Origin of the sequence: Amycolatopsis sp. DG1A-15b (genome assembly GCF_030285645.1) — a bacterium.
Taxonomy (GTDB): domain Bacteria; phylum Actinomycetota; class Actinomycetes; order Mycobacteriales; family Pseudonocardiaceae; genus Amycolatopsis.
Genome location: NZ_CP127296.1, coordinates 4,251,027 through 4,273,545, shown reverse-complemented (window position 1 = coordinate 4,273,545; position 22,519 = coordinate 4,251,027). Strand labels below are relative to the sequence as shown.

General features: G+C 67.2%; 18 protein-coding genes and 1 pseudogene. 8 read left to right on the top strand and 11 right to left on the bottom strand.

Annotation, left to right across the window (positions count from 1 at the left end):
* Positions 1 to 16: 16 nt before the first annotated feature.
* Positions 17 to 1,240: a hypothetical protein gene (locus QRY02_RS19465; RefSeq protein ID WP_285992949.1), complete on the top strand. Its 1,224-nt coding sequence runs from the start codon at positions 17 to 19 to the stop codon at positions 1,238 to 1,240.
* On the opposite strand, the gene QRY02_RS19460 is transcribed toward QRY02_RS19465, so the two are convergent.
* Positions 1,237 to 1,833: a TetR/AcrR family transcriptional regulator gene (locus QRY02_RS19460; protein ID WP_285992948.1), complete on the bottom strand. Its 597-nt coding sequence runs from the start codon at positions 1,831 to 1,833 to the stop codon at positions 1,237 to 1,239. The two genes, QRY02_RS19465 and QRY02_RS19460, sit on opposite strands and share 4 nt — an antisense overlap.
* A 51-nt stretch (positions 1,834 to 1,884) precedes the next feature.
* The gene (locus QRY02_RS19455) at positions 1,885 to 2,742 is read right to left on the bottom strand and encodes an NAD(P)-dependent oxidoreductase (protein ID WP_285992947.1); all 858 of its coding nucleotides are present in this window, start codon (positions 2,740 to 2,742) and stop codon (positions 1,885 to 1,887) included.
* 114 nt (positions 2,743 to 2,856) lie between these two features.
* Between QRY02_RS19455 and QRY02_RS19450 the strand changes: the two genes are divergently transcribed.
* Positions 2,857 to 4,044, top strand: coding sequence for a cytochrome P450 (locus tag QRY02_RS19450; RefSeq protein ID WP_285992946.1), 1,188 nt, complete (start codon positions 2,857 to 2,859; stop codon positions 4,042 to 4,044).
* On the opposite strand, the gene QRY02_RS19445 is transcribed toward QRY02_RS19450, so the two are convergent.
* Genes QRY02_RS19445 through QRY02_RS19435 form a run of 3 tightly spaced genes read right to left on the bottom strand, consistent with a single transcriptional unit; the run spans position 3,991 to position 6,624 of the window.
* The gene (locus QRY02_RS19445; RefSeq protein ID WP_285992945.1) at positions 3,991 to 4,404 is read right to left on the bottom strand and encodes a carboxymuconolactone decarboxylase family protein; all 414 of its coding nucleotides are present in this window, start codon (positions 4,402 to 4,404) and stop codon (positions 3,991 to 3,993) included. The genes QRY02_RS19450 and QRY02_RS19445 overlap by 54 nt on opposite strands.
* Positions 4,401 to 5,141, bottom strand: coding sequence for an SDR family oxidoreductase (locus QRY02_RS19440; protein ID WP_285992944.1), 741 nt, complete (start codon positions 5,139 to 5,141; stop codon positions 4,401 to 4,403). Before QRY02_RS19440 ends, QRY02_RS19445 begins: the two co-directional genes overlap by 4 nt.
* 10 nt (positions 5,142 to 5,151) lie before the next feature.
* The gene (locus QRY02_RS19435) at positions 5,152 to 6,624 is read right to left on the bottom strand and encodes an aldehyde dehydrogenase (RefSeq protein ID WP_285992943.1); all 1,473 of its coding nucleotides are present in this window, start codon (positions 6,622 to 6,624) and stop codon (positions 5,152 to 5,154) included.
* 58 nt (positions 6,625 to 6,682) lie between these two features.
* Between QRY02_RS19435 and QRY02_RS19430 the strand changes: the two genes are divergently transcribed.
* The 3 genes from QRY02_RS19430 (at position 6,683) to QRY02_RS48665 (ending at position 8,137) form a co-directional block, all read left to right on the top strand.
* Complete coding sequence (locus QRY02_RS19430; RefSeq protein WP_285992942.1) at positions 6,683 to 7,492, top strand: SDR family NAD(P)-dependent oxidoreductase; 810 nt, start codon at positions 6,683 to 6,685, stop codon at positions 7,490 to 7,492.
* A gap of 109 nt (positions 7,493 to 7,601) precedes the next feature.
* Positions 7,602 to 7,814 carry a hypothetical protein gene (locus QRY02_RS19425; RefSeq protein ID WP_285992941.1) on the top strand — a complete coding sequence of 71 codons (213 nt, stop codon included), beginning with the start codon at positions 7,602 to 7,604 and terminating at the stop codon, positions 7,812 to 7,814.
* Complete coding sequence (locus QRY02_RS48665) at positions 7,766 to 8,137, top strand: trehalose-6-phosphate synthase (protein WP_353069567.1); 372 nt, start codon at positions 7,766 to 7,768, stop codon at positions 8,135 to 8,137. Before QRY02_RS19425 ends, QRY02_RS48665 begins: the two co-directional genes overlap by 49 nt.
* Before the next feature lie 24 nt (positions 8,138 to 8,161).
* On the opposite strand, the gene QRY02_RS19420 is transcribed toward QRY02_RS48665, so the two are convergent.
* Positions 8,162 to 8,755, bottom strand: coding sequence for a recombinase family protein (locus tag QRY02_RS19420; protein ID WP_285992940.1), 594 nt, complete (start codon positions 8,753 to 8,755; stop codon positions 8,162 to 8,164).
* Between the two features lie 328 nt (positions 8,756 to 9,083).
* Positions 9,084 to 9,536, bottom strand: a pseudogene (locus tag QRY02_RS19415) (recombinase family protein); the annotation flags it as partial.
* A 439-nt stretch (positions 9,537 to 9,975) separates the two neighbouring features.
* Here QRY02_RS19415 and QRY02_RS48900 point away from each other — a divergent pair.
* Positions 9,976 to 11,613 carry a hypothetical protein gene (locus tag QRY02_RS48900; RefSeq protein ID WP_502874216.1) on the top strand — a complete coding sequence of 546 codons (1,638 nt, stop codon included), beginning with the start codon at positions 9,976 to 9,978 and terminating at the stop codon, positions 11,611 to 11,613.
* Between the two features lie 206 nt (positions 11,614 to 11,819).
* Here QRY02_RS48900 and QRY02_RS19405 read toward each other — a convergent pair whose 3' ends face one another.
* The 4 genes from QRY02_RS19405 to QRY02_RS19390 all read right to left on the bottom strand — a co-directional run bounded on the left by QRY02_RS19405 (position 11,820) and on the right by QRY02_RS19390 (position 19,062).
* A complete protein-coding gene (locus tag QRY02_RS19405) occupies positions 11,820 to 12,908 on the bottom strand; it encodes an IS630 family transposase (protein ID WP_285992939.1) in 1,089 nt (362 codons plus the stop codon).
* A gap of 268 nt (positions 12,909 to 13,176) precedes the next feature.
* Positions 13,177 to 16,608 (bottom strand): hypothetical protein, encoded by a 3,432-nt coding sequence (locus QRY02_RS19400; RefSeq protein ID WP_285992938.1) that lies wholly within the window; start codon positions 16,606 to 16,608, stop codon positions 13,177 to 13,179.
* Positions 16,609 to 16,675: 67 nt separating this feature from the next.
* Positions 16,676 to 18,589 carry a hypothetical protein gene (locus tag QRY02_RS19395; protein WP_285992937.1) on the bottom strand — a complete coding sequence of 638 codons (1,914 nt, stop codon included), beginning with the start codon at positions 18,587 to 18,589 and terminating at the stop codon, positions 16,676 to 16,678.
* A 302-nt stretch (positions 18,590 to 18,891) separates the two neighbouring features.
* On the bottom strand, positions 18,892 to 19,062 hold the full coding sequence (locus QRY02_RS19390) for a hypothetical protein (RefSeq protein ID WP_285992936.1): 171 nt from the start codon (positions 19,060 to 19,062) through the stop codon (positions 18,892 to 18,894).
* A 235-nt stretch (positions 19,063 to 19,297) separates the two neighbouring features.
* On the opposite strand from QRY02_RS19390, the gene QRY02_RS19385 reads away from it, so the two are divergent.
* Both QRY02_RS19385 and QRY02_RS19380 read left to right on the top strand, forming a co-directional pair.
* Positions 19,298 to 21,193, top strand: a complete 1,896-nt coding sequence (locus QRY02_RS19385) for a toll/interleukin-1 receptor domain-containing protein (RefSeq protein ID WP_285992935.1) — start codon at positions 19,298 to 19,300, stop codon at positions 21,191 to 21,193.
* A gap of 196 nt (positions 21,194 to 21,389) precedes the next feature.
* Positions 21,390 to 22,364 carry a tetratricopeptide repeat protein gene (locus QRY02_RS19380; protein ID WP_285992934.1) on the top strand — a complete coding sequence of 325 codons (975 nt, stop codon included), beginning with the start codon at positions 21,390 to 21,392 and terminating at the stop codon, positions 22,362 to 22,364.
* Positions 22,365 to 22,519: the final 155 nt, after the last annotated feature.

Below are 22,519 nucleotides of genomic sequence, written 5' to 3'. Positions count from 1 at the left end.
CAGGAGGGCATGACAAGTGCCGAGCAGGTTCGTGACGCTGCGCCGGGGAGAACTGGCCGCCCTTCTGCCCGAGCTGCTGCTGGCCGGTCAGCTGATCGACCGGTCGGCGATGGCGTGGTGCATCGGCGCGTTCGGCCGGGAGGGGATGACGCGGATCGCGATCGAGGAATGGATGGCCGCCAGCCCGGTCTACACCCGCCGGATGCAGCGCGCCCTGCGGTACGAGGGAACCGACGTCGTCACGATCTTCAAGGGGCTGCAGCTCGACATCGGCGCCCCGCCGCAGTTCATGGACTTCCGCTTCACCGTGCACGACCGCTGGCACGGCGAGTTCCGGCTCGACCACTGCGGTGCGTTGATGGACGTCGAGCCGCTCGGGGACGACTACGTGACCGCGATGTGCCACGACATCGAGGACCCGACGTTCGACGCGACGGCCGTCGCGACCAACGCGAAAGCGCGGGTCCGGCCGATCCACCGGCCGCCCCGCCGTCCCGCCGATCGGCACCCGTGCTGCGCGTGGACCGTCGTCATCGACGACGCGCACCCGCCGGTCACCGAATCGGCAGGGTGCCGGAGGCTGCAGAAGACGCGGGCGGCCACGCTCGAGCTGGATCCGATCGACCCGGGCGACGACGGCGCGGCCGACTACGCGGGCCCGTTGCGCAGCGACATCGACTTCGCCGCGTTCTCGAAGTCGGCGCTCGTGCGGCTGGCCGACGAGGTCTGCCTGCAGATGCACCTGCTCAACCTCGGGTTCGTCCACGCCGTCCACGACCGCGCCGACCCCGAGCAGGCGCACGCGATCTGCCGCCGGCAGCTGATCGGCATCGCCGGGCTCTCGGCCGGGCGCCTGCACCGGTCACTCGGGCTGCCCGGCGGCGCCGAAGGCGCGCTGCGGCTGCTCGAACTGCACCCGCTGCTCAATCCGGCGGCCTACGTGCGGGCGACGGTCGGGGGAACCCTGGCGGTGACACCCTCGCCCGCCCATGACGACGGCGCGTGGATCTCGCTGTGCGGACCGCACGAGACCGCGCCGCTGCGGGCGATCGTGCGGGCGGTGGACCCGCGCCTGGACGTCGAGGTCGAGGGAACCCCGTTGGAGTGGACCGCGCGGGTGGTGTGGCGCGACGAACCGGCGAAGGAGTTCGACGAGGTCGCCGTCACGAGGTTCAGTTCCGGGGCGTCGTTCGAGTTCCGGCCCCGCCGGTCGATCCCGATCACCCCGGTGCGTCACTAGCTGCTGCGGCGCTTCGGGTCCTTCGCGCGGGTCCGGCTGTCGGCCAGCAGGAGGTCCGTCATCTTGCTCAGACGACGGGGGAGGTCCTCGAACGTCATGTACCCCGTGCCCGCGAGCACCAGGGCTCCGACGAAGGCCATCGACAGCGTTTCGCGGGCCGCGGGGGACATCGGGCCGATCGCGTCGCCGATGCGGCGCAGCAGCTCGCTGCCGATCTGGTCGCGCAGCCGGCGGACCTCGGGGTCGTCGGTGAGCAGGGCGGTGGTGCACGCGCGGCTGAGCGCGGGGTCCTTGGTGAACAGCTCGGTGATGTCCCGGACCGCGTCGGCGAGCGACGCCGAGGGGGACCGGCGCGGCCGGGATTGCGGCGCCGGGAGGTCCTGGACCTGCTGCCAGAGGATCGCGCAGACCAGGTGCTCCTTGGACGAGAAGTACGTGTAGGCCGTCGCCGGGGAGACGTCGGCGCGCTTGGCCACCGACCGGACCGTGACGTCGCTGTACGGGACGGCGCGGACTTCCTCCAGCGAGGCCGCGATCAACCGCTGGACCGTGTCGGCCCGGCGCCCGTCGACGATGCGGCGTACCGGCTCCATCACGCTGTCCTGCTCTCGATCATCCCGCCATGATAACCGTCCGGACAGGCGTCAAGCGGCACCCTCGGGTGCGACACCCAGGCCGGCGGCGAGCCGGTCCAGTGCCAGCCGTGCGAGCGGTGTGTCCACGTCGAGCTCGGCTCCGAGTTCGATCGCCAAGGCGAGGTCCTTGTGGCCCAGGTCCCGCACGTGCGAAAAGATCGGGTACCAGCCTTCGTCCGGGGTGATCCGGGCGGTGGTGCCACGCACCATGATCGCGCCCGGGCCGCCGGTGACGGCGTCGGAGTGCCGCACCACCTTGCCCAGCTCCACCAGGTCGAGCCCGGCCGCCTCGGCCAGGCGCTGGGCCTCCGCCGCCGCGGCGAAAGACACGAAGTGCAGCAGGTTGCGCGCCAGCTTCGCGCGGGTCCCGGCGCCGGGTGGGCCCGCGTGCATGGTGTGGCCCGCCCAGTGCGCGAACACGTCGCGGCAGCGCTCGAACGCCTTCTCGCCGGCGCCGACCATGACCGCGAGGTCGCCCTTCGCCGCGCCGGACGCACCGCCGGAGACCGGCGCGTCCACGATGTCGATGCCGCGCGGCCGGTACGTTTCGGCGAGCCGGGTGGCGGTGGCGGCGGCGATGGTGGAGTGGATGGCGACGACGGTGCCGGACGTGGCGGTCTCCAGGATGCCTGCCGGTCCTGACAGGACCTCCTCGACCTGGGCGTCGTCGCGGACCATCAGCGAGATCACCTCGGCGGTCGCGGCCACCTCGCGGGGACTGTCCGCCGTCCGGGCGCCGGCCTCACGGAACGGCTCGAGTGCTTCCGGGCGTACGTCGTGGACGATCAGGCCGCCGGGCCAGTCCAGCAGCCGCCGTGCCATCGGCGCGCCCATCCGGCCGAGTCCGACGAATCCCACGGGCTTCATCGCGGCAGCTCCCTCGCCTCTGATGGACAGCTGTCTGGACTTTAGTTCACCGAAGTGGTGGCGGTCAACGACCCCGGTTGCTCCCGTTGCACGGGCCGAGTAGTGTCTGGACACGTGTCCAGTAAATTCAATCCTTACGACTACGGCTTCCACGAGGACCCATACCCCACCTACGCCTGGTTGCGCGCACACGCACCGCTCTACCGCAACGAGGAGCTGGATTTCTGGGCGCTGTCCCGGTATTCCGACGTCGTCGCGGGATTTCGGGACAGCGTCAGGCTGTCCAGTGCGAACGGGGTGTCGCTGGATCCCCTGGCGTACGGTCCGCACGCGCACCGCGTGATGTCCTTCCTGGCCATGGACGAGCCGCGGCACCTGCGAATGCGTTCCCTGGTGTCGCGGGGTTTCACACCACGCCGGGTGCAGCAGCTGGAAGGGCGGGTCGAGGAGCTGACGCGGCAGCACCTCGACGCGGTACTGGACAAGGGGGAGTTCGACTTCGTCGGCGAGTTCGCGGGCAAGCTGCCGATGGACGTGATCTCCGAGCTGCTCGGGGTGCCCGCGGCTGACCGGGACCGGCTGCGCGCACTGGCCGACACCGTGATGCACCGCGCGGAAGGCGTGCTGGACGTACCCCCTTCGGCCGTCGAGGCGTCCCTGGAACTGGCGAAGTACTACGCGGAGATGGTCGCCTTGCGGCGGGAGCGGCCCGAGGATGACCTGGTTTCGGCGTTGCTGGACGCGGAGATGGACGGGGAGCGGCTCACGGCCGAGGACGTCATCGGCTTCCTGTTCCTGATGGTCGTCGCGGGTAACGAGACCACCACCAAGCTGCTCGGGAACGCGCTGTACTGGGCGTGGCGCAACCCCGGCGAGCTCCGCCGGGTGCTCGACGACCCGTCCTTGGTCCCGTCGTGGATCGAAGAGACCCTCCGGTACGACACGTCGAGCCAGATCATCGTCCGCACCGCGGCCACCGACCTGGACTACCACGGGGGAACGGTCCCCGCCGGCGCCCGCGTGCTGCTGCTGATCGGCTCGGCCAACCGGGACGAGGACGCCTTCCCCGACGGGGATTCCTTCCGCATCGGCCGCGAACCGGAGAACCGGATCGCCAGTTTCGGCGCGGGCGCCCACTTCTGTCTCGGAGCCTCGCTCGCGCGGCTGGAGGCGCGGGTCGCGCTCACGGAGATCGTCACCCGGATCTCGGGCTGCGAAATCGACGAGGCCGCTGCCGAGCGCGTGCACTCAACGAACGTCCGGGGCTTCGCCACGCTGCCCGTCCGGCTCACCCTCCGCTGAGCCGGCCGCCTTTTCGTGCTTCGCGACGACCTTGTCGACCGTCGTGGACAGCCTGGTGCCCAGAGGCCAGCCGACGTAGTGGGTGAGGAACACCGCCGCTTCGCGCAGCTGCGCCGCGTCGAGTTCCTCGTTCTGCAGCGCGGCCTTCACCTGGATCGCGGCGATGTCCTCGAGACCGAGCGCGGCGATCACCCCCAGCAGGAGCAGCCGCCGGTCCCGGAGGGAGAGCCCCGGCCGCGTCCAGATCTCGGCGAAGAGGTGGTCCACGGTCACCGCGAAGAACTCGCCTGGCATGTCCGGCATTTCCCAGCCGTAGACCTCGCGCATCATCTCGAGGCCGCGCTTGCGCTTGTCGTTCATCGCATGACCTGCCCGCCGTCGACGTTGAAGATCTGGCCCGTGATCCACCCGGCTTCCCCGGACAGCAGGAACAGGCACATGCCGACGAGGTCGTCCGGGGTGCCCATGCGCTTGATCGGCAGCCGCTCCACCATCTGCGCGACGATCGCGGCGGGGGTGACGGTGCGCGTGGCTTCGGTGTCGGTCGGGCCGGGTGCGATGGCGTTGATGCGGATCCCGGAGCCGCCGAGTTCGGTCGCGAGCTGCTGGGTGAGGCTGTTGACCCCGGCCTTGGCCACGCCGTAGAACGACGAGTAGGTCCAGGCCGCGGTGGAGGACTGGTTGACGATCGAGCCGCCGCCGCGCTTGCGCATGTGCGGCACGACGGCGCGGGTGCACAGCAGCGCGCCGTCGAAGTTCACCGCCATGAACTTCCGGTAGTAGTCCCAGTCGACGGCCAGGAGGAGGTTGAGCTTCATCCCGCCGTAGATGGCGGCGTTGTTGACCAGGAAGTCGATGCCCCCGAAACGGTCCACTGTGGATTCGGCCATCGCCGTCACCGAGTCCGGTTCCGCGACGTCGACCTTGACGCACACGGCCGTGCCGCCGATCCGCGCGGCCACCTGCTCGCCGAGGCCGGCGTTCAGGTCCGCCACGACCACGTTCGCGCCTTCCCGGGCGAGCGCGCGGGCGTAGGCCTCGCCGATGCCCTGCGCCGCACCGGTGACGATAGCGGTCTTTCCGTCGAAACGGCCCATGGCTTCTCCTCTACGCGGGCTCGGCGACGACCTTGGTTTCCAGGTATTCCTCGAAACCGGCCACGCCCATCTCGCGGCCGATCCCGGACTGCTTGTAGCCGCCGAAGGGCACGTCGGCGGAATACCAGACCGCGCCGTTGACGCTGAGCGTGCCGGTGCGGATGCGGGCGGCCACGGCCCTTGCCCGGTCCGGGTCGGCCCCGTGGACGGCGCCGGAGAGGCCGTAGGGCGAGTCGTTGGCGATCCGCACCGCGTCGTCGTCCCCGTCGTGTGCCAGGACGACCAGCACCGGGCCGAAGATCTCTTCCCGCGCCACCCGCGCCTCGTTGGTCAGGCCCGCGACGAGAGCCGGTTCAACATAGAAACCCTTCGCGTGCGGGCGGCCACCGCCGCAGACGATCTTGCCGCCCTCGTCCGCCGCGGTCGCGAGGTAGCTCTCCACGCGGTCGCGCTGGCGGGCCGAGATCAGCGGCCCGCAGATCGTCCGGCGGTCGGCCGGATCGCCGCAGCGGATCCGGCTCATCGCCGCGGCGGCCGCCTCCACCGCTTCGTCGTACCGGGCGCGCGGCACCAGGAGGCGGGTGGTGAGCGCGCAGCCCTGGCCGGCGTGCGTGCAGACCATGAACGCGGCCATCGCACACGCGGCCGCGAGATCGGCGTCGTCCAGCACGACACAGGCGGACTTCCCGCCCAGTTCCAGGAAAACCTTCTTCAACGTCCCGGCCGCCGCGGCCATCACCGAACGCCCGGTGGCGGTCGAGCCTGTGAACGAGACGAGGTCGACCCGGGTGTCTGCGACGAGCCGGGCCCCGATGCCGTGGTCCGCGGAGGTCACGACATTGACCACGCCGGGGGGGATGTCGGTCTCTTCGGCGATGAGCGCGCCGACGGCGGCGGCGCACCACGGAGTTTCGGGCGCGGGCTTGAGCACCACGGTGTTGCCCGCGGCGAGCGCGGGCCCCAGCTTGGCGAACGTGATCTGGTGCGGGAAGTTCCACGGCGTGATCCCGGCGACGACACCGGCGGGCTCGGCGAAGAGCGTCCGCCGGCTTCGCACCCCCATGGGTGCGGCGACCCCCAGGTCCCGGCGCCAAGCGTACCCGTCGGCCAGGTCGGCGAACCACGTGAGGTGCTCGATCGGGATGTCGAGCTGCGGGCCGTGGGTGAGGGCGACCGGGACGCCCGCCTCGGCCACGGTCAGCTCGCGCAGCTCGTCGCTGTGCGCACGCAGGGCTTCGCCGAGTTGACGCAGGCACCGCGTCCGCCGGGCGGCGTCCCGGGCCCAGCCCGTCTCGTCGAATGCTCGCCGCGCGGCCCCGATCGCTTCGTCGAGATCGGTGCCGTCGGCGTTCGCCGCGCTCCCGAGCACCTCCTCGGTCGCCGGGTTCACGGTGGTGAACTCCCCACCCCGACCGGAACGGAGCGCGCCGTCGATGAGCAGTTTCGCGGGCTCGTCCCGCCAGCGGGCAACCAGACTGGACATGTGTCCAGACGATAGTTTGCTGTACCGTCCAGCGCAAGGAGCGCGGAAGGAGTGATCGATGGCCATCACGCTGACCTACGAAGCCGGGGGCGTACTGGTCGCCGGTGGCACCGGCCGCATCGGCGACGGCATCGTGCGCCGGCTCGCGGCGGCCGGCGTCCCGGTGGTCTTCACCTATCACCAGGACTCCGCGCACGCGAAAGCGCTGGAAGCCGAGCTGAGTGCCGACGGGCACCGCGTCCGCGGCGAGTGGATGGACATGGCCGACACCGCGTCGATCGAAGCCGCCCTGGACCGCGTGGTGAGCGAGTACGGCGACGTGCACGGCGTCGTCTGTGCGGGCGGGCCGCGGTTCGAATTCGACCGGCTGATGGACGTTCCCGTCGACGCGGCCGAGCGGTTCGTCAACGGAGACGCTCTCGGCGTCTACCGCATCGCGCACGCGGCCGTTCCCCTGTTGCGCGAGCGCGGCGGCGGCACGATCACGTTGTGCACGACCATAGCCACGAAACGCGCCATCGCGTTCGATGGATTGTCCCCGCTGTCCAAGGGTTCGGTGGACGCGCTGATCAGGACGGTCGCGGCCGAAGAGGCCGAGCACGGGATCCGCTGCAACGGGGTGGCGATCGGCTGGGTGGAAAGCCGGACGATCGAGCAGGTGCGCGAACACACGCGGCTGGGTGTGACGGACCCGGTCACCAAGCTGGACCGGCTGAACGTGCTCATGGAGCAGATGCTCGACCTCGCGCGGCTGGGCCGCCCGGTCACTCCGGCCGAGGCGGGCACTCTGTTCGCCTTCCTGGTCTCAGAGGAAGCGAAGTACTTGACTGGTCAGGTCATTGCGCTCGACGCGGGCGTCCTGCTCTGAAACCCGACCCGGCGAGGAAGGAATCTGTTATGAGTGCGCCGGCCTGAGCCCTGTACCGTGCCACAACTCGACCATGGTTCGCTGACCTGCCGTTTGTTCCCGCGCTACCTTGAGCAGGGAACGTATCGCGAGGTACGCGAGCCTGCGCGAACGCGTGGATCGGCCGGCCGGGCACCTCAACGGCAGCTATGGCCGGATGGGCGGGCCAGTGCTGCGGTACACGAACAGCGTGCTCGACTTCGACGGAGTCGTGTCCCTGTACCGAGCCGCCGAATCCTGTACGTCGCAAGCCGCGTCGACGACAGAGGGGTCCTCGTACTGAGTGAATTCGCTGGGGCCGCGGCCGAACTCGGCGAAGCCGTCGTGGTGAATCCGAACGACACCGACGACCTGAAGGACGCGATCCTGCGCGCCATCGCCATGAGGCCCGCTGAACAGAGTCGGCGGATGAAAGCGATGAGGAAGCGATTGCGGGTGCACGACGGTCGAGCATGGGGTCTCTTCGTTCATCACCGCCCTCGAAGGCGTCTCCCGACCGGTCTGATGGACGACGATGAAGGGTCAGATGCGTCGTGGCCGATGGTTCTGTCGTCCGAACCGTGTAGTTCGCCAACCGACGCTGTCACTCGAGCTGCAGGTCGGTGATGAATTTCAGGGTGGGGTTATGGATCAACTCGGTCTCGGACACAGTACTACCCCACGGATCGCGAAACGCGATCTTGAAACGGGGGGCGATCGTAGCCTAGCTCGAATCGATCTCCTGTAGTCGCCATCCGGCACCGTCGTAGACGATGATCTTTCCTGCGCCGCGCAGCGCTGCTGCCACGTGTCTGTGTCGTGGTCGGTCAAGCTCCGGCCTGGTGTGGCCGTCGTTGCCTTGATCTCCGAGTCGGATGCTGATCTCGTCGACGAGGTGGTCTTCGCGGATGTAGAGGGTCTTCGGCCGCGGCTGGCCCGCGCGTTGGGTGCTGGTGTGGCCGTGGCGGCAGCGATAGGTCGCACGGCCGTGATTCCAGTGCGAGTCCAGCCGCCGGTTGCAGACCCGCAGTGGATCAGGCCGGCCAGGGCGAACCGGCGAGGCTGACCGTCACTGGCTGGTCGCGCGGCCCGGATCTGCTGCACGGCGACAAAGTCCAACTCGGTGACGAGCGCCGGATGCGCAGCCTTCGCCGACAGCGCTGGCGTTGAGGCTGGGCCTTCGGCCCCGGAGGCGCGGCGGTTCCAGGTCTGGCGGCCGGTGTAGCGCGGGTTCGCCAGGATCACGGCGACCGTGCGCAAGGTCCAGGCGCCGCGGGTTCGGTGGCGGTTGCGATCCGGGTCGGCATTGGACGGGCAAAGGATGCCGGGCGATGCTGGCGACGCTGTGTCCGGCGAGACGTTGCCGGAACATCCAGGCCACGTGTGGTGCGGTTCGTGGGTCGGGGGTGAGCCGTTGGAGCCGTCGGCCCCAGCGGGCGTCGGCGGGGTTGGGGTGTGGGCCGGCGTCGACGAGCTGGTAGCCGCAGGGCGGTCGGCCGCCGAGGTAGCGGCCTTGCTGGGTGGCCTGGTTGTGCATCGCAGCCAGCACCCGGTGCCGGGCACGGAGGACTTCGCGCTGCGACTGGGTTGCCAGCAGCGCCATCAGTGCCCGATGATCGGAGTTGCCGAGATCGACCGGGCCCCCGGTTTCGGGCAGCCACAGCTGGATGCCATGTCGGGTGCACCAGGTGTAGAGGGTGGCGAACTGGGTGCCGGTGAAGGCACGTTCGTACTCGCCAACCACGATCGCATCGATCATGGATTCTGGACTCGACGCCGCGGTCATGAGCTGGGCAGCCTGCGTTCGCTGTCGCCATGGGACTCGGCGTGAAGTGCCGGCGTCGAAGTAGGCGGCGATGACCTGGCCGTGGCCCCCGACCAGCTCATCGGCCATGTCGCGTTGCCAGCCCTGTGATGACACGCGGTCTTGATGGCGGGTGGTCGAGGTCCGGCCGTAGAAGGCGAACCGCAACCCGCTGCCAACCTGTGCTGGGCGAGCTGTGCGGGTGGAGCTGCTGGTGGTCATCCACTGCGCGAGCAGGTCGGTGGTGCAGGCAGAGGGGTCGGCCACGTGAGGAGAACACGAGTGAGGTGGGATCACACTGGGCGGATGTAGCGGCCGTCCGGTCATGACGGCGGACTTCGAGCCGTTCGCCCAATCAGCGCAGCCGCGACCCGAGCCAGCGGTCGTATAACGTTCTATGCAGTGAGCTGTAGGTCCGCACCCCTGCTGTCGCGCTCGCCGACGGTAGGCATCACGACCGTGAAGAAGCTAACGAAGCGTGAGGCTGCATGCCTATCTGACAGCTCGGCTGTAGCTTCGCCGTGGGCGAGGTTACGCACGCCGAACCTTCCGCGGGCACATTGACAGATTGCTTCTGGCGCGACTTGGGGAGAAGAGGTTACGCCACCGCACCGTCGACCACTCGCGGCTGGCGACTGTTTCGGTGTAGACGGTTTGTGATTTGCTGGCGCGGGAAGGCGATTACTGGGCGGATTCGTCGGACAGCCCGATCGTGTCGAGGGAGCCGTCGCGGTTCCACGACGACGTGCGAGCGCTGGTGCCCGGCCTCGGCAGCCTGCCTGAGCCAGAGCCGGTCGAGGCCGCGAACCCAATTCTGATCCGGTGTCGTTGTTGCTCATTTCGGGTGATTTCCGCTCTACCGCGCCAGCCGATCATTCGGGCCTGCTCGGATGAACAGATGCGTACTCTGGCCCAGCTCGTCACAGCAGCTGCAATCGCAGTCGGCTACATCGCGGCGTGGCTCTCCATCGGGGCGGGCGCTGAACTGCATGATCGTGACGCCTTCCTCGACGCTCCCGCACATGTGGCGGCGTTCCGCGCGGCACTCGACCAAAGCGGGGACACGCGGCCGGTGAGCACCTGGTTCGACGACCACGCTGCGCCCGACTCCGACGCGCGCGCCTTGATCTCGCTCGCCAATGAGGATGCGACGATGGGCGACTTCGACGGTGCCCGTCGCTACATTCGTGATATCGACACCGAAGTGACGGCCGACCAAAAAAAGCTCGACGAAAGTAGTGCGGCGTCCTGGGGCCGTGCCATGCCGTGGCTTATCACCGAGGTGCCCTTGGCTGCGGCCGCGCTCGTCTTTCTAGTGCGCAGACGTGCAGCCAATGCAAAGACCGTGGCGCTGATCAGGCAGTACGCGCTCGCGAAGCGTTTGTGGCTGCGCCCGGTGTTCCTCGTTGTCTCCGGTCTGTGTTGGGCGCTGCTGATCGGAGGCATAGTGGCGATCTACCCAATCACCCGGGAAGGTCGAATCGACTGGCTTGCGGCTGTTCTTCCGGCGTTGCCCGTTGGCTATTATGGCCTGCGCTACGCCCGCCCGCGGGCGGCGCGAAGCGCTGTGGGTGTTCTGCGGTCGGAAGATCGGGAACCGGTGCTATACCTGCGTGGCTTCGGTGATGATCCGGCGTCCGCGGTGGTGGACAGGAGGCCGTCGGAGACGTGGATGCAGAGCTTGCTCACTGTGTACACCCGGGAGGAACAGCTGGTCGGTGCGCTGCGCGCGTTCGGGCCGGTGATCGCGGTGGGTCGGCCGGGTGAGCGGCTTCCCCGTCTCGGCGCGGCGCGATTCTATCTGCCGGAGAAGGACTGGCAGGCCGGTGTGCTCGAACTGATGACGGTGTCGCAGCTGATCGTGCTGCGGCTCGGCGAGGGAGAGAGTGTGTGGTGGGAAGTCGAGCGGGCGATCGCGACGCAGCCGCCGCGCAGACTCGTGATCCTGTTGCCAGGGGGTCGGTGGGACCTGGCTGCGCGGCTCGACAAGCTCCTGCGCGAGCCTTCCGGCTCGCAGCCGGAGCCGGGCAAGTGGACAGCGTCGGTAATCGTGTTCGACGACGACTGGACGCCGCACGTGCAGGCCGTGGGGCCGGCGCCTGGCGAGACAAACGTCCGAGGCACCCCGGCCTTCTACGTCGCGTGTGCTCTGCAGGCCGCGCTGGCCCGCATTGGCGTGCGGAAGCGGCTCCTGTACAGGATCGGCGGGAGTGCTCTCCCCGCGTACGGCAAGTTCCTGCTGTTCGTACTGGCAGCGGCCCTCGTCTTGGGGATCGTGCGGACGATCTTTCCCGGCTGACACGGCTCTTCCGAGCCTCTTCCCGAGAGGCCACGCACGGTCGGCGCTCGGCTCGGTCCTGAGCGGCCCGACGGCGGGACCGCAAGGTGGGGTGACGACAGGCTGTGCATTACCGCTCGTCCAGAGAAGTATTTCGCATGTCCGACATCCGGGAATGCGACGTCGCGGTGGTCGGCGGCGGGGTTCGACAGCCGCCTAGTGCCGCATCAAGCAACGTTGGGTAGGTAATCCGGTCGGCGGATCTTGGAGTTGACGGCGAAGCGACGCTTCGGGTGGCAGTGGCGGTTGCGCCAGCGCAGGTAGCCGGCGATGGCGGCCTCCTGGGCGGCATGGCTGGGGTAGTCGCTGCCGTCGAGGGTGAAGTAGCGGACCGCGGTGAATTCACACTCGATCCAGTTCAACCACGACGCGTTGGTGGGCGTGTAGACCAGCTCGATCCCGTTGGCCGCGCACCACGCGGTGACCTCGGCCTTGGCATGAGGGTCGTAGTTGTCGCAGACGAGGTAGAGCTTCCCGGTGGGGAAGCGGCGGCGGAGTTGCTTGCAGAAGTCGAGGAACTGCGGCCAGCGTTTGCGGTCACGGAATCGGTAGAACATCTGCCCGGACGCGAGGTCGAGCGCGGCGAACATGTGCCGGACCCCGCCGGTGCGGGTGTAGGTCGCGCGCATCCGGGCCGGGCAGCCGGCGGGAAACCAGCCCCGGCCGGGGCGTGGTTGCAGGTTCAGTGGCCCGAACTCGTCGACGCAGATCACTCGCCCGTCGGTGGGTGGGTGGTCGTAGAGGTCGAGGATGCGGGTCTTCTTCGGTATGAAGTCCGGGTCCTTGCTGGCTTTCCAGGTCTTCGTCGCCTGCCAGGACACGCCCTCCTTGCGCAGGATCTGCCGGACGGTCTCGGTGCTCACCACCAGCCGCGCATGCTCGGCCAGATACTCGACCAGCTTGGCCAGGCTCCACGTCGTGAACGGCAACCCCAGCGCGGCGGGTTTGCACGCGGCGATGCGGCAGATCTGATCACGGGCGGCCGACCCGAACTTACGAGGTCGGCCGCCCCTCCATTTTGGGGACAACGCCGCGAACCCGGACTCGTTGAACGCGTGGATCACCTCCCGCACATACCCCTCCGTCGCCGCGAACATCACCGCGATCTCTCCCGCGGACCGGCCCTGCGACGAGGCCAGCACGATCCCGGACCGCCGCAGCCGCACCCGATCCCGGGTCGACCTCGTGATCTTGACCAGCCGCTGAGCCTCCTCCGGCTCCAACGACCGCGCGAACACCTCCGGCTGACGCGCCATGACTCACCTCCACCGGTAAGCCTCGCGATCACCAGCCCCGATGTCCACGCGACACGGTTACCACGTCAACGTTCCTTGCCGAGGCACTAGCTCTCGGCCAAGAGTGGCCGAAGCGTGATGCTGCGGCACCGGAAGAAGTTCTCCCGCCAATACGTTGGCGAGTCGATGATCACCGGTGATCCGTTCATGCGTGTTGGCTCGGTCTCCCGGCCGGAGGGCATGCGGTGACTATGAACCCAGGGCGGCTTCCGCGTGAGGTCGGCCGACCTCACCTCTTCGAGGCTCTGATGAGGAGTACCTCGTTGTCAGCCAAGGCCAGGACGTCGCCGGTCGATGTTACTGCGAGACTGTCCGCGTGCCTCGTCGACAGGCGGTTGCGGACGACGGTGCCGTCGGGCCAGAACGTGCTGATCTGTTCGACACCCTCGATGGCCAGCACCGAGCCGTTGGATGCGATGTGGGGGCTCTGGCTACGGGTATAGATCACCTGCGGAGACCCGCCGACGGCGACGACGGCGTGTCTGTCCCGTGAGTACGCCCAGGCTGTCCCCCGCACGGAGACAACCTCGGTCGCGTCTATCCGAGAACCCGTTTGCGTGACCTTGGTTAGCGTCCGGTCGACGCGCACGATCGACGAAGAGTCGAGCAAGCTGACCAGTACGCCGTCATCGCTACGGGCGGCCGCCCATGGAATACCGTCGAGCTTTCGGCTCGCGATCGGGTCGCCGGTGCGCCGATCGAGTTCGCGAACTTCTCTCGCCGCGGGAAGCAGAAGGTAGACCGCGGCGTCAGTCGCGACGACCCCGCGAACTCCCGGTAGGTCGCGCCGGGTCCACGCAACTCGTTTATCCGCTGGATCGATCGCCTGCAACGTCCCGGTGAAGGTGTTCGACGCGAACAACCACCCACCACCAGCGGTGAGGTTTCCGGCGGCCTCGATTTCACACACGAGGCTGGCCTTCTCGTCGTCGAAGTCTAAGGTGGCCAGTCGAGTGGCGTCGGCGATGCCGTATAGGTGGGAAGTCTCCGGGTCGGCGGCAACCGCCGTCCATCCCGAGCTTTCGGCAAGCGTAATGACGGCACTGGTGTCCTTGACCTCGCCGGTGAGGAAGGCGAAGAGCAGCGTTACGATCGCCGACCCGTTGAGCAGTAAGAGCAGCCGCGTTCCTTTTCGCCGGAACAGTGATTTGAAGATGGGAGTTTTCCCTGGCGGGTAGACTTCGGCCTTCGGCGCGGCTGATCTGTCGTCGGCTGCCAGCGACGGCAAGTTCAGCAGGTCGATGCCGTCAGCGGCGAGCCGGGTCAGGTCGAGTGCGATGTCGTAGCCCATATCTTCCTGCGCACGGGCTCGAATAACCTGCGGCTGGGCTCCCACCGCCGGAACCCGGATCGCCAACGCCCAGCCACCAGTAGGGCGGACATCGAGATCGGCCCAGGCGAGCTTCAAGGCCGCGGCGAGAACGGCCAGCCTCTTGATGTGCTCGCGCCTGCTGGTCGGTGGCAGAACGAAGACGGCCTTCGGCAGGAACCCCAGCTCAGCGATGCGCCGAATCTCCCAGTCAAGCGCCGTGGAACGACCCAGGGTCACGCAGATGACTGAGGCTTCGGCCATTAGCCCCTGGATCCGGTTCTGCCACTCGTCGTTGGTGAACTGGCGGCGGACCGCTCCCAGCGGTGGCGGAAGGCGCTCGCCGACCTGCCCCACAGCATATACCGGCCCGTGTGCTCCCAAGGAGGCCGCGATGACCTCCTCGAAGCGTTCCCACCTCCGCAGGCTGAGTCGGTCGGGAAGGGCACGGCGATGGCTGGAGCGCGATCGAAGCCGGCGGCCGTCGTCTGCGAACGAGCGCAGGAGCAGAACAGGCGGCCGAGGGTCTTCGCCTCGTCGTTTCCGGAGAGTTCGCATGGCGATTCTTCGTGCGAGCATTGTCGGCGCAATCGCGACGATGGCCGTCGGAATGGCCATGATCTCCAGGATGGTGTTGAACCGCAATTGCTGGTAGTCGGGCACGTCGTAGCCGGCTCCGGTGGTGGACAGCGTGTTGGCTAGCAAGATGAGCACGACGGAGAAACCGACCGCGGTTACCCCGAGAAGGATTCCGGTCAGCCAGACCACGCTTCTCCGGACCTGGAAGCCTCGTTGGCTGCCGACCCTTCGCAAATGGAGCAACCTCGGGATCGCACCGATGACGAAGACGATACCGAGGACCGACACGCTGGTGATGAGCATGCCTTGCTTGAAGGTCAGCCTCAACATCCAGATGGCCGCGCACAACTGAGTAGCCGAAAGCGCCATTGCACTAGACAACTGTGCTCGGACTGCGGCGTCGATGTCCAGTCCCGGAAGACTCCGCGAACGGTACCGTCGATGGTTCACGAACGACCACAGGCGCTGCCACGTGGCGCGGTCGAAGAGCAGGGTGGGGAGCATCCAGAGGAATACCAAGCCCAGTACGGCGAGGAACGGGCCGCGGTTGAGCAGCGCGGTGGAAATCGGAGTGCTGATTCCGTCTTTAGTCGAGAATGCGGGCGAGGGTAGCTTCTGTTGGATCGTGCGCCAGGTTGCCGCGGTACTGTCGGGCATGCGTGCGACGACACTGCCGTCGAGGCTGCGAAGAGCGATGAATATCAGAGCCTGCTTGTCGAACCCGGTCATGCAGTACAGGCCCGAGGTCTTATCATGGGCGACGTATCCAGCTCGGAGCACTGGTGACCCAGGGGATGGTTGTGCAGCGGTCGCTGGATTGCAGCCGTGGGTTGCCCAGGTCAACGGGCTCTTTGTCTTAAGCTGTATCACCTGCACAGTGGCTTGGGTGCGCCCATCGGTCGAGTCCCAACGGGTCTCCCAGGCGCTGCGGACGGCCTCGTTCCGTGTGTCGTGCCAGAGCGCTAGGTTCGAGTCGAACAGTTTCGTACCCAGAGGCAAGCCATTCTGCGTTCGGACGAACTCGGCGCCGACCAGTCGCGACATCGCCGTGTCGTCCGGCATCGCCGAAGAAACGGGCTCGGCGCGAAGCGGCGGTGCCAGGTCGTCCGGGACAGTGACACTCCAAACCGGACTAGTCAGCAAGCCTGCCAAGGCGCCTCCGACGGCGGCGAGAAGAAGCAATCGGAGCAGCCAAACCGGCGCCCGCGTCGTAATCTTCGCGAAGGTCAGATCCACATCTGACTTAGTGATCTCCCGGCCAGCTCCTGGATCCCGCGGTGGCGATATTTCTGACCCCGGTGTTGGCTGTTTGTGGGAGGAACCTCGGTCAGCCAGGAGGTTCTCGAGCCCTTCGAGATCAGTCCCCAGAACATCGTCTTGCATCGCCCTGACCAGTTCATGGTGTTGCATACCAAGACATGCTCGGGCTGCACCCGACGCCGGATCCCAAACCAGCGCGACGGCGAGGACTCCAGGCGGCATGGGAAGGAGATCGTAGGTCTCGGCAATGGTTCGTGCACGAGCCAGCGCCTCGGCGCAGGTTCCGGTCAACGGCACCGCAGCCCACGTGTGTACAGAGGTGCTCGCAGGATCGGACGCTGGTTGGTCGGTCATGAGAAACCGGTGCCAGTCGCCGGCGGTATCGGTTGCCGCGAGCGCCCACAGCAGTGTCTGCGTGTCCAGGCCCCTACCGCCGGATCGGCGGGTCGCTGCCAGGCTGAGGGCTGCCGCGACAGTACCGGTGACACGGAGTCCGGCGAAGATTTCGGTCAACGTTACTCCCTGCCAGCGCATGCGACGTGTCGGTTCACCGGTTGAGGTCGTGATGCGGCTGCATTTGTTACGCGACGATTGGCCGGACGGCAGCTGTCAGGGCGAGCTCGTACGCGACATCGTCGAAGACATCGCCGTACACGGCATGGCACGAGCCATCTTCGTCGAACCGGAATGCGATCGGATGTCGGATTCCGTCGTAACCCGTCCACGGTTCGTGCAGGTCAAGAAGCTCGGCAAGCACCGACGCACGTGCGAGGCTGTCACGAGTCGGGGGGATGACGACGATCGTCTTCCTCAGAGCGCCTAAGTCGCGGAGGGTGCGCAGCTCCCAGCCGAGGCTCGGCGTCTTTCCCATCGTGACGACCACCAACGCGCTGGAGGCCACGAGATTCCGCACTGGTTCCTGCCACGCGTCTTCGGGGTAGTAGAGCCGGGCAGCACCGAGTTTCGCTCGCTTCTCACCTGGGCGCCCTACTGCGAGGACCGGCCCGTGACGCCACAGACGCCGAACCAGGACCTCCTCGAACCTCGACTTCCGGGACCAGTCGAAGAGCTGTCCTAGCGACTCATATACCGAAAGATGAATGGGAATTGCATGCAGGTCGTCCCTGAACGAGCGCAGATAGAGCACCTGAGGTCGTGGATCATTTCGGAGTGTCGTCTCCAGATCACGTGCCTGGACGCGACGCGACGCCGCACGGAAGATCGCGCTGACAGCGAGGAAAAGTATCGGTCCGAAAAACCACATGTAGACGATCGGAGCGACTGGGTTCGCTGCCTTCGGGGTGTTGATCGGAGTCCAGACCCAGGCGATGGCCAACATGCCTGCCGAGTAAACGACGAGGCCGACGTAGGTCGCCTCGACTGATAGCGACAGGAGTCGGCGGATCCACTCACGCCGGGAGACAACCCGGAGGTACCGATATCGCGGTATGGCGCCGAGAAACGCTGTGCGGGCGAGGTCGGCTGAGAAGTATATCCCTCCTACCATCACAGAAGTCACCCACAACGGAGTCTGCGGTGGGAACCACCGCAGCAAGAGGAGCAGCGCCACTGCCCACGCCGCGACCGAGAAAAGGTTGCTGAGCGCGCGTGCTGCGCGTATCGCGCGGATGCGGGTGACCAACGACCAGCCGGGCGCGGATATTTCGGATGGAAGGCCGATTCGCGAACCGATACCGGTGAGACCGAGGATCTCGAGTACCAGAACTTGGAAGTGCAGGGCGAGAAGTTTGCGGCGGTCGCTGTCCGCGAAGGTCAAGATGACGGCCGGCAGGATCGCCAGGACGACCAGCCAGGCGGCCCACACCCCGGCGAGGTAGTTCCTGAACGGCCGGTGTGCGTCCAAGTCGGCAGCCTCGTGTTCGTGAACACTGGTGGCTCCTGCGGCGCTGATCGCCAAGTCGCGCGCGCGGACGGCTGACTCGTCATCGTGACCGGCAACCTCGATCAGTATGTCGGTGAAGAGGCGGCCGGATGCGAACTGGACTTCCACGACGGTCGTTCCATCGGGTTGCACCGTAGGGCCGAACAAGGCGTGCGTGTTGCCAGGCAGGTTCGACGGTGATAGTGAGCTCGGCGGATCGACCCGAGCGGCAGCCTGAGCGCTTGTGGCGTAGTCGATGACCCCGATCAGGACCGTGTCGCCGCGATCTTTGAGGGTCCGGGAAAGCGCGCACTGAATAGCCCAGTACTGCTCAAGCCATGACAGGTCGGTGCTGTTCGACTGGAGCCGCAGTTCCACGGGAACAACCGGCCCGGCGACGACGCCGTTGCCCAGTTCTGGCGGCACGGACAAGGCGCTATTGGCCATTTCGCATGAAAAACCAGCTGGGTCGAAGGTCCTCGGTGTCTCGAACCAGTGAGCGGAGAGGAAAGCGAGGACGATCGGCAGACAGCCCACGACGACCGGGATGATTTTCTTGAGGATTCTACCCAGACGAGGAAGGACTATGGTTAGCACGACCAGGCCGCACACGATGCGTCCAGGCCAGGTGGACGTCGCCCAGTCGACGAGGCCGGTGGCCCAGGCGGGAGGATGGTTCGGATCCAACCAGGTGTCCTTCTAGACGGTGGCAGTCAGGTCGACTGGTTGTCGTTGCTGGGTGACGGGCTTACGCGCGGGGTAGTCGTCGCTCGTCGTCCTGACGGCGAGCGCCGGACGAGCCAGCCGAGGGAGTCGACCCCCATAGCCGGTCGGGAACCGTTCCGGTGCGAAGGTGCAGACCGCATCGGGGAGCAAGGCCTACACATCTGCGAGCAACCCCCTCGAAGTGGCGTTCATATCTGCCGGACTCTCTCGGTCCGGGAGATCAGAACGTTGCAGGATTGTGCCAACGTGGTCGCATCGTTGACGCAGCCGACAAGGTCACGCTGGCGGTCGTTGTGGTCGAAGCCGCCCGGCGGGCCGTGCCGCACGTGGCAGGGCACGTCGATGAACGCGGCGATCACGTCCCTTTTCCACGCCGCTCCGCGGTGGCCCGAAGTCCTCGAACCCACATCTGATCTCTCACAACTGCCCCGTCGCCTCTGAGGTGCGCGAGCTGGCCAACGCGATCACTCCGTCCGGTTGGCGGGTGCGATCAGCACGCGCGTCTTTGTCCGAGTCGCGGTGGCGCGTCCCGACGTTACGGTGCCCCCGGTTCCGGGCCCGATGCCGCAACCAGCGGGCAGTTAGAATCCGTTCGTGGAGCTCGAGAACCGGTTGGCCGGTTTGCTGACCGCCGCCGGTGGTACAAAAGTCGTGACCGTCGACGTCTCGCTGGTCGCCGCCTTGGCCGAAGCGCTGGCGGTGGATCCGGCCGAGTTGTCGGCGACGGTGCGAGCCTTGGCGGAGGAGTACGCCGGGCCGGCGGCGGCTTCCGGAATCCACGGCGTCGACTGGCGGGTCGATCTGCCGCCCGCGACGGCACGGGCGGTCGTCTCGGATGCCCTCGTCATCACGTTCCTCCGCTGGTTTGGCTTCGAGGGGCACTCCATCGCGGACCTGAGCGGCGCGGGGAACCCGCTGTTCTCTGTGGACCGGGTCGAGGTCGGAACCGCAGTGACCAGGCTGCACTGCACGACATCGAACGCGGAACCGAGCGGCGAACAGAGCAAGGTGATCGAGCGCCTCGAACAGGCCGGACTGCATCGATCGCGAGGCGGAGAGATCACGCTGCGGCCGCCTGGGAGCGTACGGACGATCCACCTCGTGTGCGGCGCGCCAATGTCACCTGATCGCGTGAAGGTTTTGGTGTCGTACGCACACGATGACGAGGCGCATAAGGTCGCCGTAGGCACCCTGGCGGAGCTGCTGGTGCACAACGGCATCGACGTCGACCTGGACTTGTGGGCCGGTCCCGCGCGCAAAGACTGGGGATCGTGGGCTACCGGGTGCATCGAGAACGCCGACTTCGTCCTGGTGGTGGCGTCGCCGAGGTACCGCCATGTCGGCGACGGCGTGGTGGCCACCAGCGACAACCGTGGCGTGCAAAGCGAGGCAGCGCTCATTCGAGACCTGCTCCACCGGGATCGCGCCGTCTGGACGGCCAAGCTGCTCCCGGTGGTGTTGCCGGGCCGTTCGATCGACGAAATCCCATTGTTCCTCCAGCCGTACTGCGGCGGCCACTACGTGGTTGCAGTGTTGACGCAGGCGGGAATCGATGAGTTGCTGCGCAGGATCACGGCTCAACCTGGTCACGTTCGCCCTCCGCTGGGTGAGGTGCCGGTTCTTCCGCCGTATTCCACCGTGGCCGGTGAGGTCACGGGACAACCGCTGCTCGCCACGGTCCGGCCCGGTCTTCCGCTCGTCCCTGTCGAAGACCTGGATCCGTTCGAACTCGATGTACATCGGGCCATCTCGCTGGATGTGGGAGACGACGCGCTACCAGCCTTGCCTCGATACGTGACGCGGCCACACGACCGAAAGCTTCTGGAAAAGGTGGGGCAAGCGATCGCCGGCACCAGCGGCATCGCGATCCTTGTCGGAAGTTCCTCCACGGGCAAGACCAGGGCCTGTTTCGAAGCTGCGAAACAGTTGCCGACGGACTGGAGCGTCTGGCATCCGATCTCGCCGACGCCGCCGCAGGCTCTGCTCGACGGGCTCGCCGAGGTGCCGCCCCGGACCGTTGTCTGGCTCGACGAGCTCCAGCAGTACCTCCTCACGTCCGAGCCCAGCCTGGGCGAAGAGGTGGCGGCTCGGCTTCGGGCTCTACTTCGAGATCGACGTAACGCACCCGTTCTGGTTCTCGGGACCATCTGGCCGGAGCGGATGCGGACGATCACCTCCGTGGATCCGGCGGCGGATCTCGGCTCCTGCACCCAAGCGGGACAGCTCGTCAAGGACGTTCAGATCGCGGTGCCCTCGCGCTTCGACCAGGCGGAGCTTGCTGCACTAGGCGAAGCAGCGCAGATTGATCCACGGCTTCGCCAAGCGCTGCAGCACACTCGATCTCGCGAAATCACCCAGTACCTCGCGGGCGCACCAGCGATGGTTGAGCGGTACCAGGTCGCCCCGGCAGTCGCGCACGTCGTCATCGACGTCGCCGCCGATGTCCGTCGGCTGGGTTACGCTGGTGACGTTCCGTGGTCGTTCCTGTAGTGGGCGGCACCGGGCTACCTGTCGGACACCGAGTGGCAGGCGACCGGCGAGGACTGGCTCCAGGAAGCGCTCGGGTTTGCTCTTGCGCCCTGCCGTGGTGCTGCGGGCCTGCTGGTGCGGCAGCGCCCCAAACCCGGCCACAATCCCGCGGGCGAACCCGGGTATCGGCTGGCGGACTACATCGCCCATTGGGCCGGTGGCCGGCGTTCTTTCGACGTTCCACCGGTGGCGTTTTTGGGACGGCGCCTGCGCACACCTCGATGCTGACGCGCTGATGGTTCTCGCCGGTGCTGCCGCGGCCAGGGGACGGACCCGGCACGCTACTCTGCTTTACGAGCGTGCCGGAGAGCTCGGCAGTTTCACCGCGTACGCGCACGCTGGCCGGCTGTATCGCGATAGTGGGAACGCGAGGCTGGCGGAGATCTCGTTTCGGCGCGGCTCCGACGCGGGCGATGCGGCCGCGCCGATCGAAGTCGCGCGCTGCTGTGACGTCCGCGGAGACGCCACCGAAACGGAGCGCTGGTTAGCCTTGGCGGCAGAACAGGGCGACTATGTCGCCTTGGAGATGCTGGCACAGCATGCCGAGTCGGCGGGTGACAACGCGCGCGCGGAACACTTCCTGCGGGAAGCTGCCGCAGCCGCTGGGAGCTATCGCGGTCGCCCGCTTCGCCAGCTGGCTCGCCTGCGTGCCGAGGCTGGGGACGCGGAGGAAGCGCGGAAGCTTCGTGCATCTGTTGCCAAAGGCGTCCAGACCGTCGTCCGGCGTCCCCTGCAGGAGATCCAGCAACGTAGGGGTGGCGCAGCCGAGCTGGAAAGATTGCTCCGGCAGAAGGTCGCCGACGCAGTGGCCGCGGGGAGCCGGCCAGGCAGTCACGACCTCGAGCTGCTGAGCGAGGTATGCGAGACCAACGGCGAGTACGAAGAGGCGGAGCGCTTGGCAGACCAGGCCGCGCGCACCGGGTACCCCGCGGTTTACCGCCACCTCGTGGCTGCGCGCGGCAACCGAGGCGAGGTACGGCAAGCGGAAGCCTTGGCGGTACGAGCCGCTAACGCCGGAGATGCCGAGTCTCTATGGATGATCGCGGAAGCATGCCCGGACGACCGACGATGGCAGCAGATTCGACACTACGGGCTGGAGCCGGACGGCACTCCCAGTACCGCCTGGTGGTGATTGCCCGATGCGTAGCTCAGCTGGCCCTCGTGGGAGCTTGTTCACGCGGCCAGTACCCGATGATCGTGATTACCGTAGCCGCGACAATCTGTGCGTTCCCGATGAACGATCGTCACCGCAGGATCAGCCGACCGTCGAGGTTTGGTTTTCCGCGA